This is a genomic window from Rhizobium oryziradicis (genome assembly GCF_001939045.1).
GTDB lineage: Bacteria > Pseudomonadota > Alphaproteobacteria > Rhizobiales > Rhizobiaceae > Allorhizobium > Allorhizobium oryziradicis.
The window spans coordinates 137447-157829 of sequence record NZ_MKIM01000033.1; the positions used below are offsets into that span (position 1 = coordinate 137447).

The 20383-nt window shown below is 54.2% G+C and carries 18 protein-coding genes; 9 read left to right on the top strand and 9 right to left on the bottom strand.

Annotation, left to right across the window (positions count from 1 at the left end; translation table 11 throughout):
• The first annotated feature begins 37 nt into the window (after positions 1-37).
• A complete protein-coding gene (locus BJF95_RS22930) occupies positions 38-1168 on the top strand; it encodes an ABC transporter ATP-binding protein (protein ID WP_075641819.1) in 1131 nt (376 codons plus the stop codon).
• Between the two features lie 79 nt (positions 1169-1247).
• Here BJF95_RS22930 and BJF95_RS22935 read toward each other — a convergent pair whose 3' ends face one another.
• From BJF95_RS22935 to BJF95_RS22945, 3 genes are all read right to left on the bottom strand, one after another.
• Positions 1248-2336, bottom strand: coding sequence for a D-TA family PLP-dependent enzyme (locus tag BJF95_RS22935; protein WP_139317606.1), 1089 nt, complete (start codon positions 2334-2336; stop codon positions 1248-1250).
• A 1-nt stretch (position 2337) separates the two neighbouring features.
• Positions 2338-3807 carry a M81 family metallopeptidase gene (locus tag BJF95_RS22940; protein WP_075641955.1) on the bottom strand — a complete coding sequence of 490 codons (1470 nt, stop codon included), beginning with the start codon at positions 3805-3807 and terminating at the stop codon, positions 2338-2340.
• Positions 3808-3941: 134 nt separating this feature from the next.
• Complete coding sequence (locus tag BJF95_RS22945; protein ID WP_075641821.1) at positions 3942-4433, bottom strand: hypothetical protein; 492 nt, start codon at positions 4431-4433, stop codon at positions 3942-3944.
• Between the two features lie 113 nt (positions 4434-4546).
• Here BJF95_RS22945 and BJF95_RS22950 point away from each other — a divergent pair, with 113 nt between their 5' ends.
• The 8 genes from BJF95_RS22950 to BJF95_RS22985 all read left to right on the top strand — a co-directional run bounded on the left by BJF95_RS22950 (position 4547) and on the right by BJF95_RS22985 (position 12884).
• A complete protein-coding gene (locus BJF95_RS22950; RefSeq protein ID WP_075641822.1) occupies positions 4547-4933 on the top strand; it encodes a RidA family protein in 387 nt (128 codons plus the stop codon).
• A gap of 17 nt (positions 4934-4950) precedes the next feature.
• The gene (locus BJF95_RS22955) at positions 4951-5814 is read left to right on the top strand and encodes a MurR/RpiR family transcriptional regulator (protein ID WP_075641823.1); all 864 of its coding nucleotides are present in this window, start codon (positions 4951-4953) and stop codon (positions 5812-5814) included.
• Between the two features lies 1 nt (position 5815).
• The gene (locus BJF95_RS22960; protein WP_075641824.1) at positions 5816-6592 is read left to right on the top strand and encodes an SDR family oxidoreductase; all 777 of its coding nucleotides are present in this window, start codon (positions 5816-5818) and stop codon (positions 6590-6592) included.
• 20 nt (positions 6593-6612) lie between these two features.
• The gene (locus tag BJF95_RS22965) at positions 6613-8532 is read left to right on the top strand and encodes a beta-N-acetylhexosaminidase (RefSeq protein ID WP_075641825.1); all 1920 of its coding nucleotides are present in this window, start codon (positions 6613-6615) and stop codon (positions 8530-8532) included.
• 12 nt (positions 8533-8544) lie between these two features.
• Positions 8545-9987: a M81 family metallopeptidase gene (locus BJF95_RS22970; protein ID WP_075641826.1), complete on the top strand. Its 1443-nt coding sequence runs from the start codon at positions 8545-8547 to the stop codon at positions 9985-9987.
• Between the two features lie 68 nt (positions 9988-10055).
• Positions 10056-11267, top strand: a complete 1212-nt coding sequence (locus BJF95_RS22975; protein WP_075641827.1) for an MFS transporter — start codon at positions 10056-10058, stop codon at positions 11265-11267.
• A gap of 1 nt (position 11268) precedes the next feature.
• Positions 11269-12021 (top strand): copper homeostasis protein CutC, encoded by a 753-nt coding sequence (locus BJF95_RS22980; RefSeq protein WP_075641828.1) that lies wholly within the window; start codon positions 11269-11271, stop codon positions 12019-12021.
• 389 nt (positions 12022-12410) lie between these two features.
• Complete coding sequence (locus BJF95_RS22985; RefSeq protein ID WP_075641829.1) at positions 12411-12884, top strand: chemotaxis protein CheW; 474 nt, start codon at positions 12411-12413, stop codon at positions 12882-12884.
• Between the two features lie 95 nt (positions 12885-12979).
• On the opposite strand, the gene BJF95_RS22990 is transcribed toward BJF95_RS22985, so the two are convergent.
• The 6 genes from BJF95_RS22990 to BJF95_RS23015 all read right to left on the bottom strand — a co-directional run bounded on the left by BJF95_RS22990 (position 12980) and on the right by BJF95_RS23015 (position 20308).
• On the bottom strand, positions 12980-13372 hold the full coding sequence (locus BJF95_RS22990) for an acyl-CoA thioesterase (protein WP_075641830.1): 393 nt from the start codon (positions 13370-13372) through the stop codon (positions 12980-12982).
• 89 nt (positions 13373-13461) lie between these two features.
• On the bottom strand, positions 13462-14781 hold the full coding sequence (locus BJF95_RS22995) for a histidine kinase dimerization/phospho-acceptor domain-containing protein (protein ID WP_245297405.1): 1320 nt from the start codon (positions 14779-14781) through the stop codon (positions 13462-13464).
• Between the two features lie 11 nt (positions 14782-14792).
• Positions 14793-15455: a response regulator gene (locus BJF95_RS23000; protein ID WP_075641832.1), complete on the bottom strand. Its 663-nt coding sequence runs from the start codon at positions 15453-15455 to the stop codon at positions 14793-14795.
• Positions 15456-15986: 531 nt separating this feature from the next.
• Positions 15987-16703, bottom strand: coding sequence for a DUF1003 domain-containing protein (locus BJF95_RS23005; RefSeq protein ID WP_175577313.1), 717 nt, complete (start codon positions 16701-16703; stop codon positions 15987-15989).
• 192 nt (positions 16704-16895) lie between these two features.
• Positions 16896-18188, bottom strand: coding sequence for an L-rhamnose catabolism isomerase (gene rhaI / locus BJF95_RS23010; RefSeq protein ID WP_075641833.1), 1293 nt, complete (start codon positions 18186-18188; stop codon positions 16896-16898).
• 23 nt (positions 18189-18211) lie between these two features.
• Entirely contained in the window at positions 18212-20308 is a 2097-nt protein-coding gene (locus BJF95_RS23015) for a bifunctional rhamnulose-1-phosphate aldolase/short-chain dehydrogenase (protein WP_075641834.1), read from the bottom strand.
• Positions 20309-20383 lie beyond the last annotated feature (75 nt).

Sequence of the window (20383 nt, forward strand, 5' to 3'; positions counted from 1 at the left end):
TCACGACCTGTGACCGTTTGACTGGAGACGCCAAGCCGTGGGTCAGCTTTACCTCAACAAAATCGTTAAATCCTATGGTCATTTTGACGTCATCAAAGGCGTGTCGCTGGAGATAAAAGACGGCGAGTTCATGGTGTTTGTCGGCCCATCCGGATGCGGAAAATCTACCCTTTTGCGCATGATTGCCGGCCTGGATGACACAACGGACGGCGATATCGTGATTGACGGCAAACGGGTGAATGCTCTGCCGCCCGTTGAGCGCGGCATTGCCATGGTGTTTCAGTCCTATGCTCTTTATCCGCATATGTCGGTGTTTGAGAATATTGCCTTTCCTCTGCGGGTGGAAAAAATGCCAGAGGCGCAGATTCGCGAAAAGGTTGATGCGGTCGCCAAGGTTTTGCAGCTCGATCAGCGTTTGCAGCAGCGTCCGGGCCAGCTTTCCGGTGGTCAGCGCCAGCGTGTGGCCATTGGCCGTGCCATTGTGCGCGAGCCGAAGATTTTCCTGTTTGATGAGCCGCTTTCCAATCTCGATGCCGCCTTGCGCGCTGACATGCGCATCGAGCTGACCCGATTGCATCGCCAATTGAAAACCACGATGATCTATGTCACCCATGACCAGATTGAAGCCATGACCATGGCGGATCGTATTGTGGTGTTGCATGGTGGTGATATTGCGCAGGTGGGTGCACCGCTTGAGCTCTATCACAAGCCGCAAAATCTCTTTGTTGCGGGCTTTATTGGCAATCCGACCATGAATTTCGTGCCAGTGGTTTGCAAAGGCGTGAGTGCAGAGGGCGTAACCGTTGCCTATCAGGACCAGATCGCCACCCTGCCGGTCACCGGCCGTTCCGAGCTTATCGGTCAGTCTCTCACCCTTGGTATTCGCCCCGAACACCTCAGCCTCGGCAAGAGCGATTTGACAGTGACGGTGACACCCAACGCCATCGAGCGCCTTGGCATCAGCACCATTGCCTATTGCACATTGCCAAGCGGCCAAGCCTATTGCGCGGTCTTGCCTGGATCAGCACCCGTGCATGTTGAGCAAGCGGTTGCCACCGGCATTCGTGTATCCGATTGCCATTTGTTTGATGGCAACGGCAATGCGCTGGAGCGGCATATTGATTGGCAGGCCGAAACCATGCCGGAAGGCCTGCGCGCCGCTGGTTGATTGGTTTACATGCAAAAAAGCCCGCCCGGTATTGGAAAGCCGGGCGGGCTTTTTTGCGTATTATTCAGTAGCGTAAAAGTTACCAGACCAGCCCGCGGGCAGCCACCGTTTCTACCCGTGTGACCACTCCATCGCGGTGGAAGGTGATGAAATCAAACAGGTTGGAAACCACGCAAGTGTGATTGGGAATAATGCGGATTTTGTCTCCGATCTCAGGCCTTTTACCAGCGATTTTGCTCAGATCAACAGTGCCATGCTCTTCCGACAGGCCGGTGATGCTGGCCTCTGGATAGTCGATGATATGGCCGTAATCGCTCATGCCCAGCAGGTCGGAGGTCAGCGCTTTTGAGCCAGCGTCGATGATGGCGCGATCGGGCGTTGGTCGAGACACCACGGTTGCCAGAATGTGCATGGCGCAATCGTCTAATGTTCCATGGCCTGCCCCCGCCATCGCACGATCGCTGTAAAGATAGGTTCCCGCCCGATGTTCTGTGGCTGATGGCACAAGATGGGCCGAGAAAAGGCTTGGCGTGCCGCCATTTGACACGATGGGGCAGGCTATGCCGTGCGCGCTAAGCGCTTCTATGGTTTTTGAAAAAAATGCCTCAACCGCAGGCTCCGAATGCGCCTTGGGATAGGTTAGCAAGCCGCCAAAATTCAAGCTCGGGCTGTCATGGATCAAATGGGCCAATAGGACGGCGTCTTCCGGGCTTTGAACACCACAGCGCCCGCCGCCCGTGTCGCATTCGACCAGCACGGTCAGGGGCTTTTTGCCTGCAAAATAATGGGCAAGGCCATCGACCGTGGCCTTGCTGTCGGCCACCACTTTGAGGTCCGAAATTTTCTCATTCAAAGCGCAGAGCCGCTCAAGCTTCTCCTTGCCGAGAATATTGAAGGTAATCAGAATATCTTGAAATCCAGCGTCGGCGAAAACTTCAGCCTCGGTGACTTTCTGACAATTGATACCTTTCGCACCCGCCTGAATCTGCTGATGGGCAAGGGCAGGAATTTTATGCGTCTTGATATGGGGGCGAAAGGCCAGATTATGTGCATCCATATAGGATTGTACGCGGGTAATATTGGCCTGCAACTTGTCTTCATCAATCACGGGCAGCGGCGTTGAGAGTGTAAAAATGGATTGGCCGGGCTCTGGGCGGAGAAATGTCATATCAAATGGTCTCATTGCCGTGCGGGTTGGCCATCATTGGCCAAATATCGCGCCGCACTCTTCGATAGGGGTTGGTTGCCGGATTATTGGGGTAGGGCGTTCCGGCTGAACAGTAAAGAATGTCTGAGGCGATTTTTGAAAAAGCGGCATAGAAATGATTGGTGGATTTCACCACGAGAATATCCTTGGTCAAAGGATCGACCCCAAGGGCGGTAAAGAGCGACGGATCGTAGCTTTGCACGCGCACGGAGCTGAGGATGATATCAATGCCATCCAGATGAATGTGAGCGGCATCGCCAAAGGGTGCCAAGCTTTCACCAAACGTCATTTCGGCATTGGCCACCAGTTTTATAACCTTGACCAGACCATCGATGGGGTTTCCGGTTCCGGGGGCTGATTTTGCGCCAAAGCGCAGTTGGATTTCGGCTCCTTCGCCAGCGGCCATGCAGATTTGCACGGCAATGGGATCCCAAATCATACCAACGGCAACATTTTTTGCACCCCTCGCCATGAGTTCGGCCAAAACAACCGTGGCGTCGCCTGCCGTGCCGCCGCCCGGATTGTCCCAGATGTCGGCAATGACAACGGGGCCTTTGGTTGCAGCAAGGGCTTGGTCAACCGCCTGCTTCTCGTCAATTTGCGACACCATGAACGTGCCGCGTTTTGAAAACAGCTCGAGGCCGAGCGTGCGCGCAAGGTCTGCGCCTTTGCTGCCATTGCCATTGGTGACAGCAATGATTTTTGTGCCCATTTCCGGCACGTCGCCAGCCATAAAGCCGTGGATGACTGACAAAGACAGCACGTCGGCATCAGACGCTTCAGTGGCCATCAATTGATCCACAAAGGACCGCATCGGTTCTTTTGAGGTCGGGAAAACGTCGATCATGCGACAGTCAAAAACCGACATGACGGGCGTGACCCGGCCCTCCAGCGTATCAACCGCGATGCTCCAGAGATCTTTGGCCCGATCGACAAAATCCGTGTGCGGAAATTCTTTGAAGACCACAAAGAAATTTGCGGCCTGGCAGCGCTTTTCTGTGAGATGGCTATGGGGATCAAGCTCGGCACAGAGAAGGATGTCGGGACCGATGATCTCCCGAATACGCGAGAGAAAATCGCCTTCCGGGTCAATATAACCATCCGCAACCATGGCACCATGCAGCCCGATCACCACGGCATCGACGGGCATGGCGGCGCGCAATTGGTCAAGAATCTCATCCCGCAAGCCCTCATAGGTCTTCTTGTTGACCAATCCGGCGGGATCAGCCCAGGCGGCAGTGCCCTCAATCAAGGTCCAGCCCTTTTGAGCGCATACCTCGCGCCCCACCGTGATGGGCGCGGTGCAAAGGGTTGGCGTCGAGGGATGCATGCCGGGAGGGGCGTAGAGCGATTCCTCAAATGCGCGACGGTCAACACAAATGGGAGAAAACGTGTTGGTTTCTGTGGCGAGGGCGGCGGTGAAAATGCGCACTTGATCTGACCTTTGTCGCATGGGTGTTGAAAGCGTATTGTGCCGAGTAATTTAAACAGAATGATACGCTTGTATTTGTTTTTGCATCGGATTTACCGGAAGAGCGTTTGCAACCTTCCGGCCGATGCGCTCACTTAAATCTTGCCCATCGGGTTTGGCAGATAGCCCGTGAAACCGGAAATCTTCCATCGACCTTCATGCAATCGGCAATAATACAGTGTTTGCCATTGCATCACATCGAGCGTGCCGTCTGCCTTCTTGATGCCGCCGTCAAATTTCTTCCGCACTAAAGCTGTGTTGCCTTCAATTTCGATGGATTCCAGCGTGGTCGTGGTGAAAATTGCTGTACGAGGATCTTCCGCGAATGTTTGCTGGGCAAAATCCTTGGCTTGGCGCAGCCATTCATCGCGATAGGATGGCAGATCGGGAAAGCTTAAGCGCCAATTGTCGGGGTTCGAATCCTTTTGGCCGTTCACGCCGATGAAGCCTTCTGCAATGAAATCATCCTCGACCATCGACCAGTCTGCGGCGAGAAAGGCATCAATATCGCGCAAAACGAGCATATCCCAGATGGATGAGCGCGCTGCGTCTGAGGCTGGAAAGGGATTTTTGAACGGATCGCGCATCTGTGTCGCCTTTTGTCTAAAATAATTTCATACATGGTGAAATTCTCTGGCAAAAATCCGATTAATATGATGGATTGTCAATCAGTGACGAAAATAATTTACAAGAGGGTTGCATGACCATCAAACGTTATGGCGCAGAAAAAGCGGGCGCGGGCGGGCAGAGGTTGCCGTTTGCGCGGGCGGTAGAGGCCGATGGCTGGCTCTATGTATCCGGGCAGGTCGCCATGGAAAATGGCGAGATTATCAATGGTGGTATTGTCGAGCAAACACACAAGACCATCGCCAATGTGCTGGAGATTTTGCACGAGGCAGGTTACGGCGTGGAAGACGTGGTGCGCTGCGGCGTGTGGCTGGATGATCCGCGTGATTTCTGGACCTTCAACAAGATCTATCAGGGCTATTTTGGTGAGCACCCGCCGGCGCGCGCCTGCGTGCAGGCATCTATGATGGTGGATTGCAAGGTCGAGATTGATTGTGTGGCCTATAAATCCAAGACATAGGCTGCCGCGAGGAATTTATGGATATTTTTGCAACCATTCAGGAGGAGCGCGCGCAGCTGTCGCCGTCGGAGCAGCGCATTGCCGATATCCTTGTGAGTGATCTTGAGTTTGCGGTCCGGGCGTCGATTGTGGAGTTGGCTGAAAGGGCAAGTGTTTCAGCACCAACCGTGACGCGGTTTTGCCGCCGGTTGGGCTGCCAGAATTTTGCAGATTTCAAAATGCATCTGGCCAAGACGGCCTATGTGGGCGTGCGCTATCTCAATCCGGAAGCGAAAAGCACCCAGGCAAGCGATGTCGCCGAAGATGTGATCACCAAGGCACAGAATGCGCTGTATTTGATGCACCGCGCACTTGATCCCGATGTCTTGGAAAAGGTGGCAGATCGGTTGTCGCGGGCGGAGATGATCTATGCTTTCGGCTCTGGCGGCAATTCCTCGATGATTGCCATGGAATTGCAAAACCGGCTGTTTCGCCTTGGCTCGCGGGTCACGGCCTGCAATGACCATAATATGCAGTTGATGATGACATCGGCGGCGCGCAGCAATGATGTGCTGATTGGCTCGTCCTTTTCGGGCAAAAATCTGGAACTCGTACGCTGCTTTGAACTTGCGCGCGAAAACGGTATTTCGACAATTGCGCTGACCCAGAGCGATGGCCCGGTGGCCAAGGCGGCCGAGGTGGTGGTCGGCATAGACCTGCCCGAGGGCGATAACATTTTTCGGCCAACCTCGACGCGGTTTGCCTATCTCGCGGTGATTGATGTGCTGGCCAGTCTCGTGGCTTATCGCAACCGTAAGCTCTCAACGGTGACATTGCGCCATATAAAACAACAGCTTGTAGAACACCGCGATGGCGATGACCGTCAGGTGATGGGAGATTGATGTGGTAAAGTCTATCGCGGTGGTGACCGGTGCGGCGGGTGACATCGGCTTGGCAATTTCCAGCCGCTTGGCCGATAGCCACGACAGTGTGGCCTTGATTGATATGGATGCCACTGCTTTGCAAAAGGCGGTGGCGTCGCTTGGCTCTGCTGATCGCTTCATTCCCATTGTCTGCGATGTGACCGATGCAAACAGCGTGGCTGAGATGGCAAAAGAGATCGTGACGCTGGGCTTGGTCCATACGCTGGTGAACAATGCGGGTGCCGCGCGCGCCGTTTGTCTGCATGATACTGATCAGGCAATCTGGCAGGCAGACAGTGCGTTAAATCTCGAAGCGCCGTTCATCGTCTTTCGCGCCTTGGAAGAATCGTTGAAGGCATCCAAGGGGTCGGTGGTCAATATAGCCTCCGTCAATGGCATGGCCGTGTTTGGCCATCCCGCCTATAGCGCCGCAAAGGCAGGCCTTATTCATCTGACCAAGCTGATTGCGGTGGAATATGGCAAGTTTGGCATCCGTGCCAATGCGGTTGCACCCGGCACCGTGCGAACCCAGGCTTGGGAAGCGCGCGCAAAGGCAAACCCACAGGTCTTTGAAGAGGTAAAACGCTGGTATGCGTTGCAACGTATTGCCACTGCCGAAGATGTGGCGAACGCTGTTTTCTTTCTTGCAAGCGATCAGGCCCGTGCCATTACCGGCACATGCCTGCCCGTTGATTGTGGGTTGACGGCTGGACAAACTGAGCCGGCCCGCACTTTCTCGCAATCCGATCATTACTGAGTAAAGGCAGGGTTTATCCGATGACTGAAGCTGTTTTTCGTCTTGAAAATGCCTGGCATCCGATTGAAGGCGATCCGGCGGGTGGATTGATCTTCTCGCTGATCAATTTAACCGATCAGCCGATGCGTGATTTTAAGCTCGCCTACACCACATTGACACGGGTGAAGAGTGCCCCAGTGGTCGAGAATGCCGTTTTCATCAAGCGCAATGCAAACTTTCACCAGTTCGCCGCGCCTGCGGGCTTTGTCTTGCCGCCCGGCGGCGTTTGGCGCTTTACGGTTCAAGGCCTGTGGCGCTCGGCGAAGCATCGCACCGATGGTGCGAAATCGGCTTACATCACTCTGGCGGATGGCCAGCATGTGCCTGTTGCGGTTGATGATCTGATGCTGGAAGGCAGACATAGCGAGGCAGCACCCGCCTTGTTGCCAAAGGGCGAGGCAAAACAACCGTTTTCCTTGCTGCCTTGGCCTAAAGCGTCAAATTTGACGGCGGGCGATGACATTCCGGTTGCAATTTTCCCAGCTGATGGCACCGATCTTGCCGATCTCAAGGCCATGCAAGGCGTCAATCTGCTCTATCGTCGTTTGTTTTCTGTGGCCCATGTGCCGTTTTCGCATGTCGGCGTGCAGCAGGGTGTTCCGCTTGCTTTTATTGCGGATGAGACCTTTACGGCTGAAGCCTATTCGTTGACGTTTGGCGAACACATTTCTATGCGCTATGGTGATGCGGCTGGCCGACACTATGGTTTGACGGCTTTGGCGCAGTTGCTGCATGGGGCGCGGCTTGATCCGGCACAATTTCGCTTCCCGGCATCGGGCGTAATTAACGATGCCCCGCGTTACAATTGGCGCGGCTGCCATCTGGATGTTTCGCGCCAGTTTTTTCCAACGCCGGATGTGACCCGCCTGCTGGATATTATGGCATGGCTGCGGCTCAATGTGTTCCACTGGCATTTGTCTGATGATGAGGCGTGGCGGCTGGAAATCAAGGCCTATCCGCAGCTGACCTCGGTTGGTGTGCTGCGTGGGCCAGACGAGCCGATGTTGCCGCAGCTTGGCAATGGGGCTGAACCCGTTGGTGGTTTCTACAGTCAGGACGATGTCAGGGCCATTGTGGCACATGCAGCCGCGCTGCACATAGCGGTTTTGCCGGAAATTGACATTCCCGGCCACAGCACGGCGATCTTGACGGCTTTGCCGGAACTGGTGGACGGGCAGGAGGCACCCGAAAGCTATCATTCGGTTCAGGGTTACCCCAACAACGCGCTCAACCCGGCCATTGAGCAGACCTATGCGTTTTTGGCGCAGGTGTTTGATGAAATGGTGGCGCTGTTTCCATCAAAGCTGATCCATGTTGGTGGTGATGAAGTTGCCAACAACACCTGGATGGCGTCACCACTTGCCAAGGCCTTGATGGAAAAAGAAGGTCTGGATGGCACCTTTGGCCTGCAAAGCTATTTTATGAAACGTATCCAAAAAATGCTGGCGGATCGTGGTCGTCAATTGGCGGGTTGGGATGAAGTGTCCCACGGCGGTGGCGTGGATGCTGACGGCACCTTGCTGATGGCCTGGCAAAAGCCCGAGGTGGGCGTGGCACTGGCTGAGCAAGGCTATGATGTGGTGATGACACCGGGACAGGCCTATTATCTCGATATGGTGCAGGATGAAGCATGGCAGGAGCCGGGCGCAAGCTGGGCCGGAACCGTGCCACCCAAGCATACCTATCATTACGAGGCTGTTGGTGAATTTCCCGATGCGCTGAAGGTGAAAATGCGTGGTGTGCAGGCTTGTATCTGGACCGAAAACTTCCTCAATCGGGATTACTTCAACCATCTCGTTTTTCCGCGCTTGGCAGCCGTTGCCGAAGCAGCATGGACTCCCAAAGACAACAAAGACTGGTCGCGGTTTTTAGCCATCGCGCCACTTGTTCCCAAGCTTTAAGGATTTGCTCAGATGACATTTCGCATCGCCATTGGCGGTATTCATACAGAATGCAGCACATCGTCTCCGGTTTTGATGCGCGAGCATGACTTTCGTGTCTTGCGGGGCGAAGACCTGCTGGCGGCTGACTATTTCAGCTTCATAGCTCAAAGCGAGATTGAGGCCTTGCCCTTGTTGCATGCGCGCGCCGTTCCCGGCGGGCCGGTTTCGCGCGAGACTTACGAGGCTTTCAAGGCTGAGTTTCTGGAACGTTTGTCGGCAACGTTGCCATTGGACGGCCTTTACCTTGCCATGCATGGGGCCATGAATGTCGAAGGCATGGACGATGCTGAAGGCGATTGGATTTCAGCCGCTCGACATGTCGTTGGTGCCGATTGCCCCATTGCCGCCAGCTATGACCTGCATGGTAATGTCACGCAGAAGATCATTGATCAGCTGGATATTTTTGCCGGCTATCGCACCGCGCCGCACATTGATGTGCGTGAAACCATGGTGCGGGCCTGGTCCATGCTGTTGCGCGCCTTGAATAGCGGCGAAATTCCGGGCGTGGTCTGGGCACCTGTGCCGGTCTTGCTGCCGGGTGAACGCACCTCGACCGAAGATGAACCGGCAAAGAGCCTCTATGCCCATTTGCCCGGGCATGATCTGCGGGTTGGTGTCTGGGATTCCAATTTGATGGTGGGTTATGTGTGGGCTGATGAACCGCGCGCCACTGCCTGCGCCGTGGTGACAGGTGTCAACCGAGAGGAAGCGGCAAAGGTGGCGCAAGAGATTGCCCAATCCTATTGGCAGGCGCGCACCGAATTTCAATTCGGCCCTGTGACAGGCAGTTTGGATGACATGCTGGATATTGCCGAAAAAGCAGAAACCGGGCCGGTGATTTTGGCCGATTCAGGCGATAACCCCACTGGCGGTGGTGTCGGTGATCGAGCCGATGTGTTGAGCGCTCTGATTACCCGCAATTTCGAAGGCGCTGTGGTTGGTGGCATTACTGACAAGCCAGCGGTTGATGGCTGCTTTGCAGCCGGTGAAGGCAACGTGGCTGAGCTGAAAATTGGTGGATCGCTGGACCCCGCAAGCCCCTATGTGAACACGCAAGTGCAAGTGCTGCGGTTGGATACGGGCGAGGCCGAAAGCGAGCGCCAGGCTGTGGTCAAAATTGGCGGCATCACCGTTATACTGGCGTCCAAACGCAGACCCTATCACAATATCGCAGATTTTACCCGCCACGGCATTGACCCAAAAGAAGTGCGCTTGCTGGTGGTCAAATCGGGCTATCTCTCGCCGGAGCTTCAGCCGATCTCCAATCCTAATTTGATGGCGCTGACCGATGGCGTGATCAATCAGGATATTGAAGCCCTCCCGAGCAAGCGACGCGTGCAGCCGATCTTTCCGTTCAAAAAAGATTTTAATTATCAGGCTGTCGCCAAATTTTCAGCACGGTGGACAGATTAACATTCCGCGTCATATCTCTTCGGGTGGCAATTGCCGCCCGCTTCTCTTCTCTTGATGAAAATTGCAACATGGTGCCCACCCTATCGGTTATTCTGCACAATCCGGGCGTACGGGTTAGCGCAATTTCCATTTTCTTCTTTGGCTTGACGGGGGCAACAACGGCCCCCTTCATGTCGTTGATCGGCATTCACGAACTTGGGCTGAGCAATGCCCATTACTCCATGCTGATTTTCGCAGCCTCCTGCATCAATGTCGTGGCCAGCGTGCTGGTGGGCGCACTTGCAGATAGAATGGGGCATTTTCGCATGCCTATGCTGGTTGTCAGCCTGTTTGGTGTGGTTGGCTATGGGGCGGTCTATCTGGTACCGCACCAAATGGTGTTTGTGGTTTGTACGTTATGTTGCTTGCCGGTCTTTGGCGCTTTGAATTCGCTGATTTTTGCCAATGTACGAAGCGCGTCCAGCCATATGCCGGTGAGAGATTTGATCGCTGTCAATTCCGGCGTGCGGGCCATTATCTCGGCCTCCTGGGTTCTCGTTCCGGGCGTTGTCGGCTTTATGCTGGCAGGAAGCCCCAGCATGTTGCCCGCTTTTCTATATGCTTGCCTGGGGGCTTTCGCCTGCTTCTTGCTCTATTCGCTGTTTTTGCCCAAAGCGGAAAGGGGGGCGAAAGTGGCCTCCAACTCAAAATTTCTGGCCTCGATTTTTGACGTGGCGTCGCCCGGCCTGTTGCTGCGGCTTTTAGCGGTTGCTCTCATTTCCTCAATGATGCAGATGAACGGGGTGATTTTGCCGCTGGTTGTGGTTGGTCCAGCCCATGGCACCAATGCCGATGTGGGGGTTCTGGTGGGGATCGTCGCCTTTCTGGAAATCGTCTTCATCCTGCTTTGGGGATGGGTCGAGCGTCGAAGCTCTTCCGTGCTTATTTTGGCAATTGGTGCGGTGCTCTATTGCGGCTACCTGTTTTTGTTGGGTTTTGCCACCACACCGTGGCAGGTCTATGTGTTGACGCCGCTGGCGGGGCTTGGCGCTGCCGCGATTATCAGTGTGCCGATCAGCTATCTCCAAAATCTCATTGCCGATCGGGCCGGGCTTGGCAGCTCGCTGATTGCCGTCAATATGTTTTTGAGCGGTGGCTTGAACTCGCTGGTGTTTGCGCTGGGAACAAGGGTGAGTGACTATGCCTTTACTGCAAAACTGGGGGCAGGCGTTGGGCTTTTGGGTGTGGTGATGATGATTGTTATGGAAAAGCCGCGGCTGCGGCCAAGCCGGAGTTTTTAAAATGGCGGATCGACTTCAAACGACCGGCGCGATCCTTGAAATTTGCGTGGATGATGTGGCTGGCATGGAGGCCGCCATCGCGGGTGGCGCTGACAGGCTGGAGCTTTGTGCCGCATTGGCCTGCGGCGGGTTAACACCATCGCTCGGGCTTATTGAACAGGCAGTACGCGCACCAGTTCCTGTCCATGCCATGATCAGGCCGCGATCCGGCTCTTTTGTTTTCAGCCCGGCTGAAGTCCAACTGATGATCAGTGATATTGCGGCGGTTCAACATGTGGGGCTTGCGGGTGTGGTGCTCGGCGCGTCACTGCCAGATGGCCGGCTGGATTGCCCGGTGCTCGCGCAATTACTTGTTGCATCCGAGGGACTGGATGTGACGTTGCACCGCGCCTTTGATCTCGTGCCGGATCGCTTGCAGGCCCTTAGAGACGCCGATGCGCTCGGCTTTCGCCGCATTCTCACCTCTGGCGGGCAGAAAAGCGCATCTGTCGGCATTGAGGCTCTCAAACAGCTTGTATCTGTGTCACAGGGGCGGATTTCCATCATGCCCGGTGGCGGCGTAAACACTGAAAATATTGATCTTTTTGCCGCCGCTGGCATCACCGAGTTTCACGCATCCGGCAGCCAGCCGGTGCTTGCCGCGCCAAATCTCGTGGAATTTGGCTTTGAGCTGGCTGCCAGCCGGCAAACCGATGTGCAGACCGTGCGCCTATTGAAGCAGCGTATTTCCGCGCTCTGTGATCGTGATGGATGAAATGCTTTGCGTGTTAAGGCTTTGGTGATTTTATATTCATATATCTCTATGCATTCTCAGGTTGATCTCGATCTTTGAATATTGTTCTTTGCAAAAGCCGGTTTTACGTTTTGATGCAGATTATTCACAGTTGGAATTGTGAATTTTGTTCAGGAAAAAATCTTAAGTAAGCAAAATCGCAAATGTTAAATTAACGATTCTTACGTATTCTACGTTGAAATGTCATGACGATAAGCACTGCGGCATGGTGCCTTTGGCCAGAGATATTGCGGCCAGCAACATCGGCGTATTGGTTTGAAGGCTTCTCCAGCCCGCGGCAGGGTTGGTCTGATAATGAATGATGTTAAGTTAAATGCAGCACCTAAAGGCGAAAGCTGGGAGGAATTTGGATGTCGACGGGTTATGTAGGGCAGGGCGAAACCCTGGAGATTATTGCATTCCGCCTGCATGAACAGGAGTTTTGCGTCAAGACCACGTCTATTCGTGAGATCCGTGGTTGGGCACCTGTGACCCCAATTCCCCACGCGCCTTATGAAGTGATTGGCGTTATGAACCTGCGCGGCACCGTGATTCCAATCGTGGATCTGGCGGTTAAGCTTGGAATGGCCGGAACAGAAGCCAATGTGCGCAGCGCCATTGTGGTAACGGATGTGAACGGCATGACCATCGGTTTGCTGGTGGACGGCGTATCCGATATTTTGACCGTGCCACTTGATCGCTTGCAGCCACTGCCTCAGGCAACAGGTCCAAGCTCCGCATTCTCAGACGGCATAATTGCGCAAGGGCAAACGATGATTTGCTTTCTCAACCTTGAGCGCATGTTTGGCGATGACGATGCGGCCGACTGGGGTATGGTTGCCTGATCGGGCCATCAACGTTTCAACTGCTGTGAAAATCTCAACCCCGACCCGTCACGGCTCGGGGTTTCTTGTTGTGGCACAATCGACGTGCACCGAATTCAGTCAGAAGCCGGTTGTACCTGCCGAGGCTTGCCGTTCTCGTCCAGGGCAACCATGATAAAATGGGCATCGGTCACTTTTTGCCGTTCCTGCGAGAATTGGCGACGGACCCAGCACTCAACATAAAGCGTCATGGAGGTGCGACCGACCTGACTGACAGAGCAGTAGATGCAGACCGTGTCGCCCACTTTTACCGGCTGCTTGAAGCTGACTTCCTTGACCGCAGCCGTCACGGTGCGGCCCTTGGCACGTTCTGACGACTTAATACCAGCGGCGGCATCCATCTGCGCCAAAACCCAACCGCCAAAAATGTCACCGGCCGGATTGGTGTCCGCAGGCATCGCCAGCGTGCGCAGTGTAAGTTCACCTTGGGGTTCATCAAGTTCAGTCATAGGCTGTGTCCTGTCTGTGCATTGTCAATTCATGCAGGGGGAAATAGCAACAGAATGGGGCGTCACGAAGCTATTTCTGTGGAGGGCAGCTATGCGCAAACCGGCAATGTGAGACAGGCTTCGAAACCATCAACATGACCTCGCGCTGGCGAGGCAATTTCAAACCGGGCGTTCATCTGCTTTGCAAGGCGCTCGATAATGGACAATCCCAGGCCAGAACCGGGAGCGGTGGAATTGCCCCTTTGAAAACGTTTCTGAATTGCCAGCAATTGCGCGTCGCTCAGCGCCTCCGCCCCATTGGTGACCAGAATGCTGCGTCCGTCAACGATGGATATCTCCACAGGTTGGCTCTTCAAGCCGTGGTGTAAGGCGTTTTCAATCATGTTGCGGATTGCAATTGCAAAGGCATCTTCGCTGACAGGGCAGCGCAATTGTTCTGTGTCCGCGCGGTGGTAAATAAGCCGGTCTGCTCCAGCGCGCTTGAAATCCTCGACCACCAGATCAAGCACGGGCAGGAGGTTCACCGGTTCGCCCGTCGCGCCAATGCCCGCCTCTGCGCGTGATAGCTGCAGCAATTTTTCCACCAGTTTCGACAATTTTGTCAAAGATGCCTCGATCTGCGCCCCGCGTGCCGGCGCATCCGGCGCTTGCAGGTCGGTGATGAGAAGCTGGGTTTGCGCCAAGGCACCTGCAATTGGTGTGCGCAACTCATGGGCGCTGTTGGCTGTAAATTCCCGCTCGGCATCAAGGGCCGCGCGCAATCGCGACAGCAAAAGGTTCACCGATCGGCCAATCGGCTGTAGCTCATTGGGCAGGGGCGTGAGGGCGATTTCCTGTAAATTTCCCTTGTCTTTTTCGCTGATGGATTGGCGAAAATCCTCCACGGGACGCAAAGACAAGCGGATGATGAGCCATGCGGCGATGACGCTGAGTGGCACCAGAGCGAGGGCAGGCACCATCATGGCCAAGGTGGCGTTGAGGGTTGAGATGTTGCGATGGGCTATGGAATCGGCCACCTGCACAAAGATCGTGTTGCTCACAGCGGCTGTGGTGTAAATGCGATAGTTGTCATCCTGCCAAAAGCCCACTTTGAGGGGGGCTGGAAATGGCACCTTGGAATCCGGATGCGATTGCATCAAAACGCGCCCTTGCTCATCCCTGACCTGATAGATCAAATGCCCATCCGACTGCGGTGACATATTGGCAAGGTCAAGCACGGGCGGTTGCTGCGGGTCGTGTTGCATGAGGTCGTCAACCACCAAAGGAAGCAAGCGGTCTCCGGTTTGCTGCAAACCACTATCAAATATCTCGCCGAATTCGTCTTGCATGACGAAGGCACCCAGCCCGGCTGCAATCAGCCACAATATCGCGGTGGTCACGGAGATCCACAGGATAAGTCTGCGGGTCATGCTGTTGTTTTTCATACCGTGATGCCGATGCTGTAGCCGACCCCGCGAACTGTCGAGAGAACCTCTTTGCCGATCTTTTTGCGAAGCCGGCTGACATAAACCTCAACGGTGTTGCTTTCGATTTCAGAGCCAAAAGCATACAGCGCTTCTTCAATCTGCGCCTTTGAGACAATTGCTCCGGGTCTCGCCAGCAGGGTGTCCAGCACAGCCCATTCGCGATTTGAGAGGGTAATATGTTTTGCACCATCGGTGATGCGCCGGTCTGTTGTGTTGATCTCCAAACTGGCGAGGCGGATAATCGGGTTTGGCTTTGCGGTATAGCGACGGGAAACGGCCAGCATGCGGGCCGTTAACTCATTTAAATTGAAAGGCTTGACCAGATAATCGTCTGCACCGGAGTTCAGCCCGTTGATGCGATCTGAAATCTGGTCATGGGCGGTCAGAATAATGACCGGCGTCGGGCAGTCCTTTGCGCGCAGTCTTGTCAGAAAATCGATGCCATTGCCGTCGGGCAAGCGCAGATCCAGCAGGATCAAGCTGTAATCAACGGTTTGCGTGCAAGCCTCGCCGTCTTTTAACCGCTGCATCCAATCAACGGCATGGCCATTGCCGATCACATGATCGCGGATGGCCTCGCCCAGAATGGTATCGTCTTCGATCAGCAAAACCCGCATGTCCGCTCCGGCGTTGGTTCCGAATTTTATGGCATCGTGTGACTATGGGATCAATACGATGCTTTCATCCTGCTCCGTCCCACTCAACCAAAATGATGACCAGAGTCTGTCAGATTCAGATTGAACCAGACAGACTGATCGTTCCTTTGATTTCGTTTGTCTGATCAGAAAAACCGGTTTCCAATTTGGCCTGACAAACTCTGGCATGAGCCCGTTCGAAATCTTTTGGCTCGATAGCGCCGCGCGCCATATTTGGCGCGTCTAACTGTGCGGTAGCTTGTCACATCAGCCGCATAATTTTCATCTTGAACCGGCTCGGATTTACCATTCATGCAAAAAAAAGCGCCGCGTTTGAGGCGCGGCGCCAAATCATCAATCCGAGCGAGAGGGGGCACGCCGGAGAAGACAGGTTGTGTGAATGTTCGAAGTGTCAACGGAGGGGTACGTGACGTTCTGCATTCCCTGTATGATCAGGTATAACAGAGATGTCTTACTTATGAATTAACAATATCTAATAAAGCAATCTTTGTTTTATTTTTTACCTGCCTCGCTTTCCAACAGGTCAATTTGAATCTGCTGCAACTCGGCCAGGCGTTGCCATTGCTGTGCCATCTGGTGATCAATTTTTTCATGCAATTGGCGAATTTCCAGTTCGGCTCGCAAATTGATCATATAATCATTTTCGCTGCGCAGCCGGTCTTTTTCCTCCTGCCGCTTTTGGCTCATCATGATGATTGGCGCTTGCATGGCCGCCACGCAAGACAAAACCAGATTGAGCAAAATAAACGGATAGGGATCGAACGGCTGCTTGAAAAGACCGATGACATTGATGGCCATCCAAATCACCAGAACGCTGGCAAAGAGAATAATAAAGGTCCACGATCCGCCAAAGGCTGCGACGGCATCGGCGGCGCGCACACCAAATGTGTTGGGCTGCACGACCTCCGGGTCCACTGTTGCAACGGTTGAAACATCGCTGCTCAGGTCATTCAGAACGCGACGGTCGAGGGCGGAAAGTTCGCCGCGTTCGTCTTGCAATAATTGCTCGACGTGCTTGCGTCGAAGCTTTGATAGATCGCCTTCACAGATCATGGCGTGATCAGGCAATGCGCCCTCCTGCTCTTCCAGCATCTTTATAATAGAAGGCCGGAGATGATCGACGCTGCGCAGATGCCGCAGCCCGAAGGGTTTATGGCAAATACAGCAGACTTGGGTTGTTTTGGCGTTGGCGCGATGAGGCGATGTCACGGGTGCGGCTCCAAACAAAAGAAAAGGCGGCTGCGAGGCTGCCTTTAGCGTTTGTCGGGGAAACGTGAAATGCGGTTTTTCCGAAAAGACAAACGCAAACGAATAGAAAGACAGTGTGTCAGATTCGATGTGAACCTGACACACTGCCTCGTGTCTATTCGCGCATTGATTATGGCAAAAGTAATGCCAAGATCAAACAATACCGCCAGAGCCACCTTTAACAGCGGGACGCAAGCTGGCAACCCTCGCGCGGTATCCGCTGGCGCGGTAGGCTGCGACCGGATCAATCGCGCCGCCGGCGCGAAGCCTTGCCTCGGCCAGAATGGCCTCCACATCGGTTCGATAGGCGCGTTTCAACATTTCCGACGCCATAAGGGCGTCATTGTCGTTTTGATAGCCCTCCAATGATGCTCGATCCACCAAAAGGGCTTGGGTGTAAGCGCGACGAATTTCATTGGCGCTGGAGATCAGGCTCTCGATTGGATCGGTGACATTGTGTGACTGATCAATCATATGGGCCGGATGAAAGCCTGTGACACCGCGATATTCAGCATCCACCAGCTCGTTGAACACCAGAAACAGGCGGTAGGGCTCGACCGAGCCTGCGTCCAGATCATCATCACCATATTTGGAATCGTTGAAGTGAAACCCGCCCAGTTTTCCAAACTGGATCAGGCGCGCAACAATCATTTCAATATTGGTGTTGGGCGCGTGATGGCCAAGATCCACCAGGCATTGGGCTTTCGGTCCCAGCGTCTGGGCAATCAGGTAATTGGTGCCCCAGTCCTGCACAACGCTGGAATAGAAGGCGGGTTCATACATTTTATGCTCAGAGAAAAGCCGCCAATCATCCGGCAGAGATTTATAAATCTCCGCCATGGAGGCAAGATAGCGCTCAAATGATTTGGTGAAATTGCTTTGGCCCGGAAAATTCGAGCCATCGCCAACCCAAACCGTCAGCGCCTTGGAGCCAAGAGCACTGCCCAGTTCAATACACTCGATATTGTGCTCGATGGCTTGGGTGCGGGTTGCAGCATCCACATGGCTAAGAGAGCCATATTTATAAGAATGGGCCTGATCGGCAGAGTCTGAGAATGTATTGGAGTTCATGGCGTCAAAACCAAGCCCAAGAGCCGTGGCTTTCGCCTTTAGCTCGCTCGGGTCGGTCTTGTCCCACGGAATATGCAGAGAGACTGTTGGGGTTGCGCGGGTCAATTGTTGAATAACGCCGCAATCGTCAAGTTTATCAAAGATATGACGTGGTTCGCCCCTGCCGGGAAAGCGCGCAAAGCGCGTACCACCTGTGCCGACACCCCAGGATGGGATGGCGACAAAGAACTGAGCCACTTTGGCGGTGATAGCGTCGATATCAATATTGCTGCGCGCCAGCTTCTCACCTAGGGCGGCATAATCGGATGTGTGTGCTTTTGAGCGTTTATCATTGTCAGCAGCAACAACATCCGCTGCGATCATCAATTCCGTCATCTGATCCTCCCGATCAATTCCGATTATCGTGTGAAACTTTGGGCGTTGCCAGCGTCCACATTGATAATATTGCCCGTGGACTTGGCCGAGGCGTCAGATGCAAGGAAATAGATCGCTTCAGCAATGTCTTCGGGAAATACATTGAGCTTCAGCATCGAGCGTTTGCGGTAATGTTCCTCAAGATCATCCACCTCAATTTTGGAAGACGCCGCCCGCTGCTCACGCCACTCGCCATTCCAGATTTTCGAGCCGCGCAGAACTGCGTCAGGATTGACGGTGTTGACCCGAATACCGGCATCTGCACCCTCGAGAGCCAGGCAACGGGCCAGATGAATTTCAGCCGCCTTGGCGGTGCAATAGGCAGAGGCATTGGGCGACGATGCAAGGCCGTTTTTGGAGGCCACAAACACCACGTTGCCACCGAGATTTTGACGCCGGAACAGTCGGAAGGCTTCGCGCGATACGAGGAAATAACCCGTGGCGAGAATGTCGATATTCTTGTTCCACATGGCAAGGGTTGTGTCTTCCACAGGCGCAGAAGAGGCAATGCCAGCATTGGACACCAGAATATCGACGCCGCCGAATTCAACGGCGCTTTGCGCAAAGGCTGCAATCACCGCATCTTCTTTGGTCACGTCCAGCACAACAGAACGAACCGCATCTGCGCCGTGACGTTTGGCAAAGTCCGTCACTGTTGTGTTGAGCGCATCCGCGTCAATATCGGCCAAAACCACGCAAGCGCCCTCAGACACCAGCCGTTCTGCCGTTGCCCGGCCAATGCCGCCGGCACCGCCAGTGACAAAGGCCACTTTGCCAGCAAGGCTCTTGGGCTTGGGCATGCGTTGCAGTTTGGCTTCTTCCAGCAACCAATATTCAATATCAAAGGCTTCCTGCTCTGGCAGGCCCTGATATTCCGATACGGTTGAAGCTCCGCGCATGACGTTGATGGCGTTGACGTAAAACTCACCAGCAATTCGCGCTGTTGCCTTATCCTTGGCGAAAGACAGCATGCCAACGCCGGGGATGAGGAAGATCACCGGGTTGGGATCGCGGATTTTAGGCGAGTTGTCGTGCTTGCACGCTTCATAATAGCGCGTGTAATCTGCGCGGTAGTCTTCCAGCGCTTTGTCCAAGCCTGCAATAACCGCATCAACGTCTGGCTTTGCAGGATCAAATTCCACAATCAACGGGCGGATTTTTGTGCGCAAGAAGTGATCGGGGCAGGAGGTGCCAAGCGCGCCAAGCGGCTTCAATTGCTTGGAATTGACGAATTCAAGCACAGCGTCCTGATCGTCAAAATCACCCAGCTTGCGCTCAAGCTTGCCAATACGGCCGCGAATTTCGGGCATGAGCTTTGCGGCAATGGCGCGGCGCTGATCGGCGGGCAGAGATGTTGTCGCAGCACCACCAAAAATCACCTTGCCTTCGGTTTCTTTCGCAAACCAGATGATGGCCTTGTTGATGATCTCAAGTGTCAGTTCGTAACATAGCTTGGCATCATTATCCCAGGTGAAAAGGCCATGGCTTTCCAGCACAACACCTTTGGCATTCGGGTTGGCTTTGACAAAGGCTTCCAGATCGAGACCGAGCTGAAAGCCGGGGCGCCGCCATGGCAGCCAGCCAATGGCATCACCGAAGATTTTTTGCGTCAACTCTTTAGAATTTTTAGCCGCTGCAATGGCGATGATGGCATCGGGATGCATGTGATCGACATGGGTGAAGGGCACAAAACCGTGCAAAGGCGTATCAATAGACGCTGCACGCGGATTGAGATTGAACGTGCAATGGGGCAAAAAGCCCACCATGCGGTCCTCATCATGCACGCCTTTATAAATACCCTTCAAGGCATCCAGCTTGTCTTGATAAAGGGTGGCAAAACCATCAAGCTTGATGGTGCCAACATCGCCGCCAGACCCTTTGACCCACAAGACTTTAACCGTCTGGCCTGTCAGCGGATCAATTTCCATCACCTTTGCCGAGGTGTTGCCGCCACCGTAATTGGTTATGCGCTTGTCCGCGCCCAAAAGATTGGAGCGATAGAGCAACTTGCCAGGCTCATCGAGCGTGGCTGCGTAAGAATCATCCCAACGGTTATCAAGAAGGCGTGGTTGGCCTGTCATGCAATCCTCCCAAAGGCGTTTATTGGCCGACTGAATGCAGTTGGCCCTCCATCTTGGATGAAGGTATCGCGCAAA

Excerpts from the sequence above, each read along its gene's own strand:
- BJF95_RS22980 (WP_075641828.1), top strand. The coding sequence starts at position 11,269 with ATGGCGGATCGACTTCAAACGACCGGCGCGATCCTTGAAATTTGCGTG.
- BJF95_RS22955 (WP_075641823.1), top strand. The coding sequence starts at position 4,951 with ATGGATATTTTTGCAACCATTCAGGAGGAGCGCGCGCAGCTGTCGCCG.
- BJF95_RS22970 (WP_075641826.1), top strand. The coding sequence starts at position 8,545 with ATGACATTTCGCATCGCCATTGGCGGTATTCATACAGAATGCAGCACA.
- BJF95_RS22945 (WP_075641821.1), bottom strand. The coding sequence starts at position 4,433 with ATGCGCGATCCGTTCAAAAATCCCTTTCCAGCCTCAGACGCAGCGCGC.
- rhaI (WP_075641833.1), bottom strand. The coding sequence starts at position 18,188 with ATGACGGAATTGATGATCGCAGCGGATGTTGTTGCTGCTGACAATGAT.
- BJF95_RS22935 (WP_139317606.1), bottom strand. The coding sequence starts at position 2,336 with ATGACATTTCTCCGCCCAGAGCCCGGCCAATCCATTTTTACACTCTCA.
- BJF95_RS22985 (WP_075641829.1), top strand. The coding sequence starts at position 12,411 with ATGTCGACGGGTTATGTAGGGCAGGGCGAAACCCTGGAGATTATTGCA.
- BJF95_RS22990 (WP_075641830.1), bottom strand. The coding sequence starts at position 13,372 with ATGACTGAACTTGATGAACCCCAAGGTGAACTTACACTGCGCACGCTG.
- BJF95_RS22975 (WP_075641827.1), top strand. The coding sequence starts at position 10,056 with ATGGTGCCCACCCTATCGGTTATTCTGCACAATCCGGGCGTACGGGTT.
- BJF95_RS23000 (WP_075641832.1), bottom strand. The coding sequence starts at position 15,455 with ATGCGGGTTTTGCTGATCGAAGACGATACCATTCTGGGCGAGGCCATC.
- BJF95_RS22995 (WP_245297405.1), bottom strand. The coding sequence starts at position 14,781 with ATGACCCGCAGACTTATCCTGTGGATCTCCGTGACCACCGCGATATTG.
- BJF95_RS23015 (WP_075641834.1), bottom strand. The coding sequence starts at position 20,308 with ATGACAGGCCAACCACGCCTTCTTGATAACCGTTGGGATGATTCTTAC.
- BJF95_RS22965 (WP_075641825.1), top strand. The coding sequence starts at position 6,613 with ATGACTGAAGCTGTTTTTCGTCTTGAAAATGCCTGGCATCCGATTGAA.
- BJF95_RS22950 (WP_075641822.1), top strand. The coding sequence starts at position 4,547 with ATGACCATCAAACGTTATGGCGCAGAAAAAGCGGGCGCGGGCGGGCAG.